The sequence below is a fragment of the Nostoc sp. NMS9 genome (assembly GCF_017114995.1).
GTDB lineage: Bacteria > Cyanobacteriota > Cyanobacteriia > Cyanobacteriales > Nostocaceae > Nostoc.
This window is the reverse complement of record NZ_JABXKL010000015.1, coordinates 57,953-73,378: the sequence shown is the minus strand read 5'-3', so window position 1 is coordinate 73,378 and position 15,426 is coordinate 57,953. Positions and strand designations below refer to the sequence as shown.

11 protein-coding genes are annotated in these 15,426 nt (G+C 41.3%); 3 read left to right on the top strand and 8 right to left on the bottom strand.

The window, feature by feature from the left end; all coding sequences use genetic code 11:
* Positions 1-49 precede the first annotated feature (49 nt).
* From kaiC to HWQ40_RS05535, 3 genes are all read right to left on the bottom strand, one after another.
* On the bottom strand, positions 50-1,612 hold the full coding sequence (gene kaiC, locus HWQ40_RS05545; protein ID WP_292775459.1) for a circadian clock protein KaiC: 1,563 nt from the start codon (positions 1,610-1,612) through the stop codon (positions 50-52).
* 76 nt (positions 1,613-1,688) lie between these two features.
* Positions 1,689-2,003 (bottom strand): circadian clock protein KaiB, encoded by a 315-nt coding sequence (gene kaiB / locus HWQ40_RS05540; protein WP_289797294.1) that lies wholly within the window; start codon positions 2,001-2,003, stop codon positions 1,689-1,691.
* 101 nt (positions 2,004-2,104) lie between these two features.
* Positions 2,105-2,686 carry a KaiA family protein gene (locus HWQ40_RS05535; RefSeq protein ID WP_292775458.1) on the bottom strand — a complete coding sequence of 194 codons (582 nt, stop codon included), beginning with the start codon at positions 2,684-2,686 and terminating at the stop codon, positions 2,105-2,107.
* A 660-nt stretch (positions 2,687-3,346) separates the two neighbouring features.
* Here HWQ40_RS05535 and HWQ40_RS05530 point away from each other — a divergent pair.
* Entirely contained in the window at positions 3,347-6,583 is a 3,237-nt protein-coding gene (locus tag HWQ40_RS05530; protein WP_292775633.1) for an ATP-binding protein, read from the top strand.
* Positions 6,584-6,711: 128 nt separating this feature from the next.
* Here the strand turns inward: HWQ40_RS05530 and HWQ40_RS05525 are convergent, their stop codons facing one another.
* Positions 6,712-8,652 (bottom strand): glycosyltransferase family 39 protein, encoded by a 1,941-nt coding sequence (locus HWQ40_RS05525; RefSeq protein ID WP_292775456.1) that lies wholly within the window; start codon positions 8,650-8,652, stop codon positions 6,712-6,714.
* Between the two features lie 212 nt (positions 8,653-8,864).
* Positions 8,865-9,503, bottom strand: coding sequence for a hypothetical protein (locus HWQ40_RS05520; RefSeq protein WP_292775455.1), 639 nt, complete (start codon positions 9,501-9,503; stop codon positions 8,865-8,867).
* Positions 9,504-10,311: 808 nt separating this feature from the next.
* On the opposite strand from HWQ40_RS05520, the gene HWQ40_RS05515 reads away from it, so the two are divergent.
* Positions 10,312-10,644 (top strand): DUF565 domain-containing protein, encoded by a 333-nt coding sequence (locus HWQ40_RS05515; protein ID WP_292775454.1) that lies wholly within the window; start codon positions 10,312-10,314, stop codon positions 10,642-10,644.
* 15 nt (positions 10,645-10,659) lie between these two features.
* Positions 10,660-11,712, top strand: coding sequence for a glycerate kinase (locus tag HWQ40_RS05510; RefSeq protein ID WP_292775452.1), 1,053 nt, complete (start codon positions 10,660-10,662; stop codon positions 11,710-11,712).
* Between the two features lie 17 nt (positions 11,713-11,729).
* Here HWQ40_RS05510 and HWQ40_RS05505 read toward each other — a convergent pair whose 3' ends face one another.
* The 3 genes from HWQ40_RS05505 to HWQ40_RS05495 form a co-directional block, all read right to left on the bottom strand.
* Positions 11,730-12,983, bottom strand: coding sequence for a hypothetical protein (locus HWQ40_RS05505; protein ID WP_292775451.1), 1,254 nt, complete (start codon positions 12,981-12,983; stop codon positions 11,730-11,732).
* Between the two features lie 3 nt (positions 12,984-12,986).
* Positions 12,987-13,715 carry a hypothetical protein gene (locus HWQ40_RS05500; RefSeq protein ID WP_292775450.1) on the bottom strand — a complete coding sequence of 243 codons (729 nt, stop codon included), beginning with the start codon at positions 13,713-13,715 and terminating at the stop codon, positions 12,987-12,989.
* Between the two features lie 54 nt (positions 13,716-13,769).
* A partial coding sequence (locus HWQ40_RS05495) for a serine protease (RefSeq protein ID WP_292775449.1) occupies positions 13,770-15,426 on the bottom strand: 1,657 nt, incomplete at its 5' end.

Genomic DNA, 15,426 nt, shown 5'->3' with positions numbered 1-15,426 from the left:
AATATAGCACGATACTAAACTTAGGAAAGAATATACTACGATACTAAATTTAGGGTTCGGAACTCTGTTTGTCTTCAAAACGTCTAACAATGCGAGAAAGTTCCGCCTTTTCATCGATACTAACGCGAGTAGGAGCACCGCTGATAATCCGTTCGTAATTTCGGAAAGAATCTTTAATTTCGGGTCCGTCAGCAGTAATATTATACTCACGAATGCCCTTATCATGCCAAGACCCGCGCATTTTGAATACGTTAATTGCCCGCGACATTTCTCCGCGAATTTCTACGTACTGTAACATCAGAATTGTATCGGTAATCGTGGAAATATGAGAGTCAGTAATCGAATGCGCTCCCAGAAATTGGTCGGTTGTGTTGGTAAAGAAACCAGTAATTTCTTCTTGTTTAGCATAACCTGTCACACCAATTACAAACTGTCGAAATGCATTATTCGTAACTCCTCTAGCTAGTGCTGATAGGGAATCAATGGCAATCCGAGCAGGTTTGAAAATAGCAATTTCTGATTTAATAATTTGTAAGTGGTCTTCTAAACCAGTTGATTCCGGATAGGTACAGATTATTTTGAGTAAACCTTGATGTTCTAATTCTTCAAAATCAATTCCCCAAGAGGAAGCATTACGAGATAGTTGAGCGCGTGATTCTTCATAAGCAAATAATATCGCCTGTTCTCCATTGAGGCAGCCATCTTGAATAAATTTACTTACTAACAGGGTTTTACCAGTACCTGTGGCTCCTGTTGCCAAAATAATTGAATCTTTAAAGAAACCACCACCGCACATTTCATCTAAGGTTCTGACACCAGAAGATACTCTGACATTGGAAGAACGTTGAGTCAAGCGCATTGCTCCGAGTGGGAAGATGTTAACTCCTTCATTAGTAATCGTGAAGGGATACTCACCTTTCATGTGAGTTGTGCCGCGCAACTTGAGAATTTCAATTGTGCGGCGGCGGCGTTCTCCTTCTAAAGCGTTGCGAACAATTACTACATTATCGGAAACAAATTCTTCGACTCCGAAAGAGGCAACAGGCCCATACTCTTCACTACGTTCAGTGGTAATTAGAGTAGTGACACTCAGTAGTTTGAGACGTGCTACTAGGCGAAAAATTTCGCGTCGCACTACTCCCATCGCTTCATACTGCTGAAATACCGCTGTTATTGAGTCGATTGAAACTCGTTTAGCTTTGTATTTGCGGATGGCATATTGCAAGCGCTCAATGAGTGCAGAAAGATCAAAATTTCCAACGATATCTTGACCTTCTGGATCGGGAGATGCATCAAGAATAAACAACTTGCCTTCTTCAATTAAGCGGGGCAAGTTCCAACCAAAAATATTGGCATTTTTAATAATATCACTCGGTGATTCCTCAAAGGTTACAAATACTCCCGCTTCATCAAAATAGGTAATACCGTTATAGAGAAACTGAAGAGAGAATAAGGTTTTGCCTGTGCCGGATGTACCACTAATCAAGGTAGTTCTACCAATTGGTAAACCACCATGACTAATATCGTCAAACCCTTCGATCATCGTCCGAATTTTTTCTATACCCCCAATTTTCGGTGGTTGCTTTGGTTCTAGTTGCTCGTTTTCACTCATTGCTTGATAACAAAAGGGTATTAAAACCTATTTTTTTATTACTAAAGTTTGTACTCAATTTTTTATGATTAAAAATTTACTCTTCAAAATCTTCTTCACTCAGTTCTTCATAGAGCAAATCCAATCCAATCAACACTCTTTCTCTATCTGAAAGATCCCCAATAATTTTGCGAACTGGTGGAGGCAAAATTTTAGATAATGTTGGCGTTGCCAATATTTTATCTTCTTCCGCCAGTTGCGGGCTTTTCAGTACATCAATCACTTTTAAAGCATAAACACCTTCAAACTCCTGCTCTAAAATCTCTTTGAGTGTTTTTAATGCCCGGACTGAATTTGGAGTATTTCCTGCTACGTAAAGCTTAAGAACGTAGGTTTTTCTGGCTTTAATCATATACTTAATAGCTAGTCATGAGCATAAAAATAACAAGATCTGTTGGCGCATTGGGAGTAAGTAGCTCGTTCCAATTTGAATATATAACGATAAACTTAAATTTATTTAGATATCGAACTCCTATAGACTTCGCACAGGTGAGCCAAGATATCGATCAACGTTAGGCGGTAATCAAGTAACGTTTCATTGCTCCTGCCTTCTAATTTTAGCTGGGTAGAAAATTCTTCAATTATCTCCATGTGAATTTCGATTATTTGGGGCACAGGAATATTAGCATAAAATATAGTATTGATAAATTTATCAATTTTATCTTTGAGTGTTTTGTCTGTAGTAAAATAATCTATAAGAATCAGGCTATAATCTGTTTTAAGCTGTCTTAATAATCCTTGTCTTTCTGCCGGAGTCATCTCCTGAAAATGCTGCTGACTTTTTTGCATCTGACTGGCAAATACATAAACGTACTTGCTAGTGTATGCCTTACTTGGATTTAGTGGCGGCCAATTTGGTAAGTAGTTGATTTTTTCAGAGGTCGTTGCAGCAACAGGTAAGTAGCAAAATTGGGCAATAATTGCATCCATCAATTTCCCCACCCACGTACTCAAACCTTTTAGGTTGGCTAAGTCAACTGGATTATTTAAGCATTTGTTAACATTAGATTGCAGAATCAATATCGGTAATAACATCTATTCTTGAATATATCTCCTCGATCGCCCTGACCAATAAACATGGGCTGATAACTTTGGCTAACGCTTGTAGGGGATACTGGGTGTGCAGTCAACTGGTAATTTAACCCCAAAATAACGCTCTATGTGAGCAGATAGTGCTATGCACTTAACAATCTAGTGCAGTAACTAACTGGTAGAACTTAGTAGGTCTTTGATGATAAGGTATCTGTCGGCATAGCAAGACACAATAATTAACTCATGATTTACATATCTATGTATATAAATAGATAGATATTTTTATTTTGCTCCTTGATAAGATACTTAAACGAACTTAAAGGATTGTCGCATTCCAAATCATTATAATTCCTCAAGGTTCTAAAGCGAATCTTTGGGGCCATAATTGTTTTAGCCGTCGCTATCGATGAGGAGTTTAAATACCAGTAAGACCCTGGGGAGGCTGGCTAGTTACTAGAAATTAGAAACGTCGCCTCTTGGAAAAATGTACTCGTTCGCAATTCCCGTGTCCGTTAGGGTAAATCCCGTTGTTTTAATGGCGTTGAAATAACCAGAGTTGCTTATATGAGTCTTCTTAAAGGATATGACTTCAGGCGAAAAGACCATCAACTGGCAGATGGAAATGCCGGAGGGTTCCACAGGAAGAATGACCCCCAAATCCCTATGTTAATGCTAGATTACCCGCTTTATGACTTTCAGGCAACCGTACCTAGCTGCCCCCAAACAAGTTCTCTGGCAGTGGTGTTGGAGATTTTTGAGCAAGAGCAGTGCGATCGCTTGGTAGTAGTGAATCAACAGCAATGCCCCATCGGATTGCTGTATTCTGCCCGTTTAATCCCAAAATTATTAGCACATAGTGACGATAAAAATCTAAATTTACAACAATCGCTCTCTACCTGGGGTCAAGGTCTAATTGAGCCAATACAGACAATATCAGCTTCGGAGCGTGTAGAGCGATTAAGCTTGCGCTGGTGCGATTCACAAGTCGAAAAACCTCAAAACTTAGATTGGGCGTTGATTGACTCTGAGGGTCGATATTTGGGGCTGCTGGATAGTTCACGCCTGTTGCGATCGCTGGCTCAGGAACGTATGGCTGGTTTACAAAGGTCTAGTGAACATCGCCATGAGTATGATGGTGAACCAAATGAATCCAATTCGTTAGGACACCAGCCACTGGTACACTTGCTAGAAAGACTGCCTTGGCCTTTGATGTTGCAAACGGCTACTGGTGAGGTGGTAGCGCGAAATCCCGCCTGGTGGCAGCAATTAGGAACCTTGAAAGATCCAGAAGGGGTTAGGCAACAGGTGGAGGCAATACTTGTCCCTAAACGCTCCGAAATAGTAGAATATGTCACCCAACCAGCGATCAAGGTTCATCCCAATGGCAGGGAGAATGAGCATACTGGTGAAGAAGAACTGATTCCGCAAGAAGCATCAGGTGATGTTGCATACAGCCGATGCTATTTAGATAGTCAGGTGGGTACTTGTACCTGCGTTGTCGAAGTGCAAAATGGTCAAGAGCGAATCTGGCAGTTTGCCAAAATTCCCTTAGATAGTCCTGAGTTTAAAGTTATGAGTGCTGAAGAGGAGATTGCACTCAGCACTGATTTGTGGTTGGTTTTAGCTACTGATGTCACTGAACAGCAGCAACTTTGTAAAGAACTAGCAGCGAAGAATGCCGATTTAATTCAACTAAATCGGTTAAAAGACGAGTTTTTAGCTTGTATTAGTCATGAACTCAAAACTCCTCTAACTGCCGTTTTGGGATTATCACGCTTGCTAGTGGATCAGCAGTTGGGAGAACTTAACGAGCGTCAAGCCCGTTATGCGGGACTGATTCATCAAAGCGGACGCCACCTGATGAGTGTGGTGAATGACATTTTAGATTTGACCCGGATGGAAACGGGACAAATGGATTTGACACTGACTCAGGTGAAAATTCGGGCTGTGTGCGATCGCGCCCTATCGGAAGCCAAAGCTATCCACACTCAAACCACCAAAGCAACATCTGCCCCGCCACCTCCAAATGCCCGTTCATCTGCTCCCCAATTCAGTCTTTCCATTGAACTAGGTTTAGATCAGATGGTGGCAGACGAATTGCGCTTACGCCAGATGCTAGTACACCTACTTTCCAACGCCTTTAAATTCACCGAAATATCTGGCGAAATTGGGCTGCGGGTAAGTCGTTGGGAAGGATGGATTGCCTTTACAGTTTGGGATACAGGTATTGGCATTCCTGAACACCAGCAACACTTAATCTTTCAAAAATTCCAACAACTAGAAAATCCCCTCACTCGGCAATTTGAAGGCACTGGTTTGGGGCTAGTATTAACTCGTGCCTTGGCTCGTCTCCACGGAGGAGATGTCAGCTTCTTATCGCGTGAAGGTAAAGGCAGCCAGTTTACCCTACTTCTGCCGCCCAGTCCCCCGAAAACAGGCTTTTCGGAACCAGATATGGGAATCAGAGAAGACGAGGAGACACGATATCAACCGACACGGGAAAATCTCGCCGCCGCTCGTCAGCATCCTAGTACGCCCACACAGCATCATCCCGCGAGTTCGCAACGATTGGTCTTGGTAGTCGAGGCAGTAGCCCGATATATTGAAGACTTGACCGAACAACTCAAAGGTTTAGGATATCGGGTAGTGATTGCGCGATCGGGGACAGAAGCAGTCGAAAAAGCGCGGCGCTTGCAACCAATAGCGATATTTTTAAATCCGTTGTTACCCCTGCTATCAGGTTGGGATGTACTGACTTTACTAAAATCTGACACCGCAACCCGTCATATATCTGTAATTGTGACAGCGACGGCAGCCGAAAAGGAGCAAGCATTTGCTAACCGAGCCGATGGTTTCTTAAGTTTGCCAGTAGAGCATCAGGTCTTAGCACCAGTTTTAGAAAAATTATGTACTGCACAAGTAATACCGCAGATAGGGTTAAATAATAGTGCAATTATCCCAACTAAAACCCCACTGCGAATTCTCAGGTTGGTGAATCCCCAGTTAGAATCGGTCAATCCCCATCCCTCACTTCGAGAACATCGGGTGATTGAAGTAGATGACCTAGATCAGGCAGAACTCTTGGCGCGGGTATGGCAGTTTGATGTGATTTTGCTAGATGTCGAAAGTACCACCGCCCAAATTTATTTGCAACAATTAATTGGACATCCGCGTTTAGCAGCTATACCACTGGTTACTTGTGATGTTGCAACTACCTTAATCGCTTCTAAAATACCAGGGCTATCTGTATTTCCTTACTTAACACCATTTGCTAAAGACAACAGCAGTCGCACCGAGAAAACAGATGCTTTACTATCAGTACTAGAAATTGCTTCTGGTATTTGCTGCCCTGCAAACATCTTAGTAGTGGATTTAACAATGCTACGGGATTTCCCCCAGGTAAGACGTAAGTCAGCTAAGGGTTATCGGACAGAAAAAAATTGCTCAATTAGTAGTGAAACTGCTGAACGGGGATCTGAATGGTTCCAAGCTTTAATTCAATACCTCCAAACAGCAGGCTTCAAAGCAGCGATGAGTCCTTGTTGGGCAGAAGTGTTGCAACAGATTCGCCACGAAAGCGTTGATTTACTGCTAATTTGTTTAGGAGAAACCCCTATCCACAAAGATGTGCTCAAAGCACTGAAAACATTGGGAGATTCGCCTTTAAAGTTGCCACCAATTTTGGTACTAAATCAGCGATTAAATCGCTCAGAAACCACTTTCCAGGATGGAGTAGCTTATCAGGAAATTAACAAGCAGAAAAAGAATGGTTTGGAATCGATAGAAACTGTTGTTGGTGCGATCGCTACCCAAATCTTACCGCGATCGATATCAATGGAAGACCTATTAAGCCAGATCAATCAAGCTTTAGCTGTCAATGGCTACAACAGCAAATGTTAATGGGAGTGGGGAATGGGGAAGATGAGGGAGATGGGGGAGATGAGGGAGCTCTTGATGCAGGGGAAGAAAGAATAACTAATGCCCCATGTCCCATGCCCAATGCCCAATTCCCAATTCCCAATTCCCAATTATGATATGTCTATTTTTTCATTTTTCATTTTCTTAAAAGGAACTCGAACCAAGTTATAAGCACCCTTGGTCGATAAATTCTTGTAATCATCTGGCTGTAAGTCCATTTGTAAAAACTTTTTCTGTTCAGCCAACAGCAGCACTGAGGAAGGTTTTAGTCCTTTGGCAGCCTGGTTTTTAATATGCTCCACAGCCTCTTTAGGAAATTTTAAATAATTTACGTGGATGTGGCTGTAAAATACCACACTAGGCTTTTTGAAGCCAAGCATGATCAATTCTTCGTTTGGTTGTTTTGCTTCTAAAATGACCGCAGACAATTCCCTTAAGGGTAATTGACGTTCTCGATCAATAAAGAACGAAGCAGGCGTTAAGACAAAAATTATAAACGCCACAAACCCGATTAAATTAATACTGATAATGTAGTTCCAGCGGCGACTCAATAATAAACCCGCAACCAAAACAGCACAAACTAGCCAAATTATACCCGCTATTACTGGTAAACCAGATTGTTCAATTAGTTCGTGGAAGTTACTGATCGCTGGATCGGTACCTAATATGTGAGTTATGTTAAGTAGTGCTGTTGCCAGAACTGATAAAAATACTACATTCACCCAACCACTCATTCGCAGCAAAGACGCGGAGATGGACGGAGTGGGAGAGGGGGAAACAGGAATTGTTTGCCGTGTCTTTGGATCTGAAAAAAGGTCGCTCCACAACAGGGCTACCAGGATTGCTGCTGCTGGCATTAAAGGCAATACGTAGCTAGGGAGTTTAGTAACGGCAATGGTAAAAAAGGCAAAGATGCTGGCAAACCAGAACCAGGCAAATAAACCAAATTGCTGAAAACGTTCAAGGGATCGCCAATGCGATCGCTGCCAAAACTTTAATCTGATTATAGAAGCTGGTAAATACACTGAGTATGGTGCAAAACCCAACAACACGACTAAAAAGTAAAAATACCAAGGTGCTGAGTGACCATTAACTACTTCTGTAAAGCGTTCCAGGTTATGATAACCAAAAAAGGAGTTAATGTAATTCCAGCCATTGCGCCAAATTACTAAAGCATACCAGGGCACTGACAAAGCGAGAATTATCAGTATACCTACGAGAAGGTGCATTTCCCGCAACACCTCTCGTACTTTACCCACGTAAAGCAAAAAGGCAGCAACAATTAGCCCCGGCAAAACAATTCCCACTGGCCCTTTGGTCAAAATTGCACCAGCAATCAGCACATAAAAAGCTAAGTACCATTTATTAGGAAATAGGGCATGGGGCATTAGGGATTGGGCATTGGTGATTATTAATTCTGCTCCCCTGCTCCCCTGCTCCCCTGCTCCACTGCTGCCCTGCTCCCTACTCCCTTCCTTCCCTGCGTACCCTAGAAAAAAACATAACAAAGCCGATGCCATACATCCGGTGAGTAGCATATCAGAGACACCCGTTCTCGCCCAAATAATAGTTTCGGGATTGAGTGCCATAAGTGCTGCTGCTATAAAAGATGTTAAGTAGCGACGAGTAGGACTTGAAACTTCCTCTAATTCGTCTTGTTTAGCCAGATACCACTGGATGGTGTAAAAAGCTAAACAAACTAAGCCGAATGCTGCGATCGCAGAAGGAAGGCGTACTGCCCATTCATTCACGCCAATTATGTGATATGCGATCGCCTGACACCAGTAAATTAAAGCAGGTTTATCGAAACGAGTGTCACCATTGAAAAATGGGGTAATCCAATCACCTGTGACGAACATCTGGCGGGAAGCTTCGGCAAAGAGCGGCTCTGTCTCATCAATCAAGCCAGTGTTGCCCAAATTCCACCCAAAAGCCACCCAGCCAACTACCATCAACCACAAAATCGACACAGTTACACTCAGGGCTGGATTTTTTGCTATTTTGTTGAACCACCGATCAACAGTGTGCTTAACACTCAATTTCATTCTCATTTAGTCAATAGTCAACAATCACTAATCAATAGTCGTTGGTTATCGATCTTTTGTTCTTCGGAGTTTTTAATTCAACAATTTTCCTCTATCCATTACTTAACACTTTACCAACTGTAGGCTAAGGATGTAAAAATAAAGGTTTGAGCAAACGGTAAACAATGCTCACTCTCCAAAAATTGCTTCCGTACTCAATATTTACCACTTAGCAATATTTATTGACTTAGCACAAGTTGCCATTCTCTGTTTTGGGAATTCCACTTAGGTAATTGAGTTTCGCCAATAATATAAGGGCCCCAGTAACGACGGGAACCATCTTGTGCAAAAGCAACTAAAACATCTCCCTTCTCTAGCTTTAAATTATTCTGAGGTAGGGATAGAACCAGTCCCTTCTCACTACCTTCTTCGGGAGCAAAATCCCAATGTGCCGGTACATCGTAGTGAGTCTGTTTTTTACTAGATCCTTTTGCTACTGACTGTCGTGCCAGTAGAACCAGCCGCACAGGCTGATTTGTTTGATTGCTCATTCGCAAAGTCCCTTGATCCTTGGCAATGCTTGCTGATTTATCACGCTCTGCCAAGACAGGATAAGTATTCTCTTTACTGCTGTGTTCTACTTGATTGGTTGGGGTAGGTGCTGGTGTAGATAGACTAGCGGAAATACCTTTTTCAGGTAAAACCGAAGTTGTCTGCCACTCTTGAGTTTCTTTTGGCAGTTGTGAAGATGTATCTGGGTTTGTATTTGGGTTGGTGGACTCAAAGGATACGCTCACTCCAAAGTATCCCACCAGAGCAACAAGCAGTCCCAAGCAAGAAGCTGTAATACCGACGTTACGATACACTGAAGATTTCATATTAATAGTTATTAGAAATAAATATTTTGTCTAGGCTTGACCAAATAGTAGCCTATTATCCCAAAAGGCAATCACACAAAATAGCCGAATATAGACTTTCCTAAAATTAGGAACACGAATGTATGATAAATATCATTTTGATTAGAAAACATTTGAAGGATATAATCTCTTTGATGTTTGAAAAACAAGAGGTACAGACACCCATTACTTTGGATTTTGACCGTAAGTATGGATAAAAACAAGATAATTTGATACCTATTCAGCCAATTCATTTGTATAAAAAAAATAAAAGTTTCCTGGAACCGCTACCGGCCTCTACAAGACATCCTTTGCTAAACGTCAGATAAATCTAAGTAGTATATTTTTTCTTGTGCTATGAAAAGCTACCTTAAGAGGATGTTTAAAAAGTGCTTGGTGATATACCAATAGCTTAGAGATCCTCCTTCCTAAATCTACGCAAGTCCCTTCTCCTGTTGGGAGATGCTGCGAGTAGCTTACTTCCGTATATGGATACAAGTCATGAAACCCACTTAATGGACTAGCTTCCTTTAAAAAGGGGAATTTTGAATCATTTTCCCATTTTTTAAGGCTTGCTCGTGGGGATCAAACTAAATATTTATTGTTTCCAAACATCCTCTAAGAAACTGTACTTCTCTGAAGATGATAGAATGGTCGAATTTGAATAAACACTGGAATTCCAGTAGATATATACAATAGTAACAAACAAGCTGATGCTAAAACCAATATCCTCCTTACCTTAATATAGATATATTTCAAGATATCTTGACTTTTCCCAGAAGTCCTTTTGATGCAAAACACTCGTCTCAACAACTTGTTCGATGCCATTGCTACACGCTTTGGGCAATGGTTTTTAAATCCTTGGCGACGACTATCGTTGCTGATAATTAGTTTTTTGTTCGGTTTTTTTCTGGGAAACGCAGTTTCCACTACAGCTGGACAACGTGCAGAGCTAGACATTGTGGCAGCTGGTTTTTTAGTCTTGTTGACGGAAATTACCAGCAGAATATTTTATAGTCGCAGCTTTTTAGATAGGCGATCGCTCTTGGTAGACTCACTAAATCTCCTGAAAGTTGGTTTCATCTACAGCCTGTTTCTCGAAGCTTTTAAGCTGGGATCGTAGTGAGATGCAGAATTTATGAATTTGTGGCTGAGTGTTTTGGCAACCAATGAGGTGGGGGAAACTTGGAAGCAGGAAGCAAGAGAAGCAGCGCTGGCAGATGAGTTAAGGGCAAAAGCTTTTGGGATCGCGCCGGAAAATGTTGATGAAATGATCGAAAGGCGATCGCATTTACTAAAATCTGTCTTTCCAGCTTTTAGCGAATTCTGCCAAGCCACTCTCCAAGTACAACCCCAGGAAATGTTACAGGTATTGTGGGACTTGTGGCTACCTTTGGGGATCAAACTAGCATCGCAGCGCCAACAGTTGAGACGCCCCCTGATTCAAGGAATATTGGGAGGACAAGGCACTGGTAAAACCACTATGTCAAAGGTTCTGATTTTGATTCTCGATCATTTGGGATACAGGACTGTGAGTTTATCTTTGGATGACTTATATAAAACTTACAGCGATCGCTTGCTTTTAACACAGCAAGATCCCCGCTTAATTTGGCGCGGTCCACCAGGAACCCACGATATAGATTTAGGCTTAAATGTACTAGATCAAATCCGCCACTTGCAAAATCCAGTGATGCTTCCCCGCTTTGATAAATCTGCTTTTGGAGGTGCTGGCGATCGCACTACTTCCGAAATGGTGGCGGATGTAGATATTGTACTATTTGAAGGTTGGTTTGTGGGTGTGCGACCAATCGACCCAGATGTATTTGATACTGCGCCACCGCCAATTGTCACAGATGAAGATAGAGCATTTGCTTGTGATATGAATCTTCGCCTCCACGATTATTTACCACTGTGGGAGCGATTGGACAGTTTAATTGTACTTTATCCGACTGATTACCGCTGTTCTTTAGAGTGGCGTAAACAGGCAGAACAGCAGATGATTGCTGCGGGTAAATCGGGGATGAGCAATGCAGAGATAGAGCAATTTGTCAATTATTTTTGGCGATCACTTCACCCGGAATTATTCATCACGCCGTTGGTAAGAGATGCGACAGCAGTTGATTTAGTGATTGAGATTAATCCCGATCATAGCTTTGGTCAAGTGTATTGCGGATTAATTCGTAATTCGTAATTCGTAATTCGTAATGGCTATGATTTTGATGCAGATTTAGAAGCATTACTAAATAACCAAGATAGAAGATTTGCAACTGTAGCAGCCCCAAAAGAGAACAGCGCAATAATTGCATCACGAGGTAAAACACCATCTAACCAGCTACCCTGTATTTGAGAAACTGGAAAATTCTGATCTAGACCAATTTGAATCTCTTTAGTTTTCCCAGAAAAGCGAGCTTCTATTCCTTTTTTAGGGACAATTTGTAGATGGCGTATCAGTTGAATATTTAGAGGAGTATCAGGGTTTTCTCCCATGAGAAACTGATTTTGCTTAATATCCTGTTCCTGACCTACCATGCGGATTTTACCTTCCACAATAGTAGAAATTTGTAAATCGTCTCTGGCATCTTTACCATTTCTGTCTAAATCTAGAAATTTCACATCTTTGGTCTCTATTTTTTCTCTAAACCATTGTTCTGATTCATATTTGGGAGGTTTAGCTAAGGTAATATAAATATTGGTATTTGGTGCTATTTCTAAATTAAATTTTTTATTATTTGGATTTACAATAAATTCTAGCGGTGTTTGCTTATCAGGTTGATTTGGTAATTTTAAATCTAGTAATTCATAACCTTCTACTATAACTTTTATTGGTTGTTCGCCTAAATATAAGTCTAATGTTGTATTTTGGTTGTTTTTTAAGTCGGATTTAGAGTTAGATTGCAGAGAAAAAGCAAGCTGATTGCGATAAAAGTCATAACTTAGTCCAGCTACTTTTGTATTTGGTTGCACTCGGAGTTCGTCTAAGTTGATATCACTTGTTGCTTGGAGATTAGCCGGAGCAATAATCCATCTACTCTCGCTGTCTTTAAGCTGGATTTTTAAGGAGTCTAACTGATTAATTTCTGACCAAGTTTCACTTTGAAAATTGCCTGTAAAAGTTAGGGTTTGTCTGCCTTCCTTTTCTAGTTCTTTAATACCGTGAATATCTTGAATAAAGAGTTTAGATACTTCTCCGTTATAGGTAAAAGTCATTTCCTTAGAAAGGATATTACCTTCAAATGTATGTGTACCCGGTACAATAGCGGCAAAGGTGACGATAGCCAAAACTAAAAGTAGCAGCAACACCAACAATAAATTTCGATGATTTGAAATAGTTCGTAGTAAGCGCTTTAGCGCTGAAGCACTGACTACAAACAAAGCAACTAGATATGTTTTCAGAAAATTCAACCATTGCCGAATATTGATGAAGTCAGAAAACTTTTGTTTGGCTTTTTGCCGAGATGCCATAATTTATTTCAACCAATTTGGGTTATGTTCAAATACAATTCGCCTTTCGATGCGATCGCTAGGTTCATCTCTTCGGTCAATATTAGCAACATAGTGCAGTTCATAGCGCCCAGATGGCGCATTGCGACCATCCCAGGTAAAAATAGTTTCACCCTTTTTCGGGTTGGGGCGGGAAGTGCTATAGATTGCTGGTTCACCTTTGGAGAGGATTTCAAAGTTGGTAAATCTCACTCTGTCTTGAGAATAAAAGACAAATTCATACTTACCCGAAGTTTGCCCCAGAATGACTGGAACATAGACAGGCTGGGAACCAAGGTTATAGGATGCCACAGCGCGAAGGCTGTTAGCTGGTATTTTTGCTTGCCTGAGAACGTAAGTATCCCAGCTAAAGCTGAAACGCGAACCATTATTAGACAATAACAAGTCATCCATTTGATAGTGATAATTATCACCCAAGGATTTCACTATTACTTGAGGATTTTTACCTCCATTGATGCGGGGAATTTGCACTGTCAGGGTTTTGCCGAAATTAGCAAGGTTGCGGGTAGCAATGGAAATTAAGCTCAAGCTATTGCCGCTTAATTGTTCTTCTTTGACACCTTCACAACGGTTGGGTGGTTTGCGGCGGATATAATCAGTAGATTTTGGGTTCCCTTCTGGGCAAGAAGCAGCAGCAGGAAGATGGCTGATGCTGAGGATTAATAGGCTGGCAAGGATAATTTTATAATTCATAGTTTGTTGAAAGTAAAGAAGTAGAGACACAATTAATCGCGTCTGTATAAAAGGCTATTTAATATTCCAAGTGGACAGTTGTTTTTGAATCTCAAACATGGCATAAGCAAAATTTTGGTCTTTATCTTTTCTGCGTGTAACAATAATGCCTAAAAGCCGATTTTGCGAATCAATTACAGGACTGCCAGAATAACCAGGTTCGAGTGCGGTTTGAGATATTTCTAATCGCTGATTGTTAGAACTACTGATTTGTCCTGATTCCATAGACCAATCTTTTTCTCTTTGAGCAGAATGGATAATCCGAATGGGCATTTTTGGGGCGATCGCAGTTGAGGAAATGGCTAATGGTTGGATATCTTCTGGAAGATTCTCGGTAACTTCTAAAACGGCTAAATCGAGTTGTTCGTCTACGGAAGTCATTTTGAACAGCTTGGCATTTCGCCGCATTCGCACTCGGTTTGATGGCGGTGAACTGAAAAATTCAACTTGAATATTTTTACCTTGTTCATAGTCATCAAAAATGACATGACGATTAGTGAGGATTAATGTCCGGTTGTCTTCTCGCTTAATTATTATGCCAGTTCCACTCTCAATTCCTTGGCGTTCAATACTCAGAGGAAAATTCGCAGTAATGCGTACCACAGAACGCTTAATGGGTACAGTTGGATCATCTTTAGGCAACCATTGGCGATCGTCTTCTACGCTTCCTAGTTTATTCTCTTGTTCTATCAATAACTGCCTTGCTTCTATATTGTTATTACTGGCATATACATAATTGGGGTCAATTTCTTCTGCTTTATCAAACTGTTGAATGGCTTGTTTTAGTTTTCCTTGCTGTTGGAACACTAAACCCAAAGCAGTATGAGCGAAAGTGTGTTTATCTCGGCGGGAAATTGTAGAATCATTTTCTGGTAATTTAAAGACTTTTTGGAGCGTGGCTACGGCGGCATCGGATTTGTTCTGTTGTGACAGCAAAAGGCCCAAAATGATGTAACCTGTAGCATCATTAGGGTTAAGTTGAATCACTTTTTGTAAGACGGCAACTGCTGCATCTAATTTCTTCTGCTGTGTGAGGGCAATGCCGAGATTGTAGTAAGCCTTAGCATCGTTGGGGTTGAGTTGAATCGCTTTTTGGTAAGCGGTGACTGCTGCATCTAATTTCTTCTGCTCACTCAGGGCATTGCCGAGATTGTAGTAAGCATCAGCATAGTTGGGGTTAAGTTGAATTGCTTTTTCGTAGGCGGCGACTGCTGCATCTAATTTCTTCTGGTCATATAGGGCATCACCGAGATTATTGTAAGCCCTAGCATCGTTGGGGTTGAGTTGAATTGCTTTTTCGTAGGCGGAAACTGCGGCATCGGATTTGTTCTGTTGTGACAGCAAAAGGCCCAAAATGATGTAACCTGTAGCATCATTAGGGTTAAGTTGAATCACTTTTTGTAAGACGGCAACTGCTGCATCTAATTTCTTCTGCTGTGTGAGGGCAATGCCGAGATTGTAGTAAGCCTTAGCATCGTTGGGGTTGAGTTGAATCGCTTTTTGGTAAGCGGTGACTGCTGCATCTAATTTCTTCTGCTCACTCAGGGCATTGCCGAGATTGTAGTAAGCATCAGCATAGTTGGGGTTAAGTTGAATTGCTTTTTCGTAGGCGGCGACTGCTGCATCTAATTTCTTCTGGTCATATAGGGCATCACCGAGATTATTGTAAGCC

What these genes read in the sequence shown, in the direction of transcription:
- kaiC (WP_292775459.1), bottom strand. Translation starts at nt 1,612, where the DNA reads ATGAGTGAAAACGAGCAACTAGAACCAAAGCAACCACCGAAAATTGGG.
- HWQ40_RS05520 (WP_292775455.1), bottom strand. Translation starts at nt 9,503, where the DNA reads ATGAAATCTTCAGTGTATCGTAACGTCGGTATTACAGCTTCTTGCTTG.
- HWQ40_RS05500 (WP_292775450.1), bottom strand. Translation starts at nt 13,715, where the DNA reads ATGAATTATAAAATTATCCTTGCCAGCCTATTAATCCTCAGCATCAGC.
- HWQ40_RS05510 (WP_292775452.1), top strand. Translation starts at nt 10,660, where the DNA reads ATGAATTTGTGGCTGAGTGTTTTGGCAACCAATGAGGTGGGGGAAACT.
- HWQ40_RS05535 (WP_292775458.1), bottom strand. Translation starts at nt 2,686, where the DNA reads ATGTTATTACCGATATTGATTCTGCAATCTAATGTTAACAAATGCTTA.
- HWQ40_RS05525 (WP_292775456.1), bottom strand. Translation starts at nt 8,652, where the DNA reads ATGAGAATGAAATTGAGTGTTAAGCACACTGTTGATCGGTGGTTCAAC.
- HWQ40_RS05530 (WP_292775633.1), top strand. Translation starts at nt 3,347, where the DNA reads ATGTTAATGCTAGATTACCCGCTTTATGACTTTCAGGCAACCGTACCT.
- HWQ40_RS05505 (WP_292775451.1), bottom strand. Translation starts at nt 12,983, where the DNA reads ATGGCATCTCGGCAAAAAGCCAAACAAAAGTTTTCTGACTTCATCAAT.
- HWQ40_RS05515 (WP_292775454.1), top strand. Translation starts at nt 10,312, where the DNA reads ATGCAAAACACTCGTCTCAACAACTTGTTCGATGCCATTGCTACACGC.
- kaiB (WP_289797294.1), bottom strand. Translation starts at nt 2,003, where the DNA reads ATGATTAAAGCCAGAAAAACCTACGTTCTTAAGCTTTACGTAGCAGGA.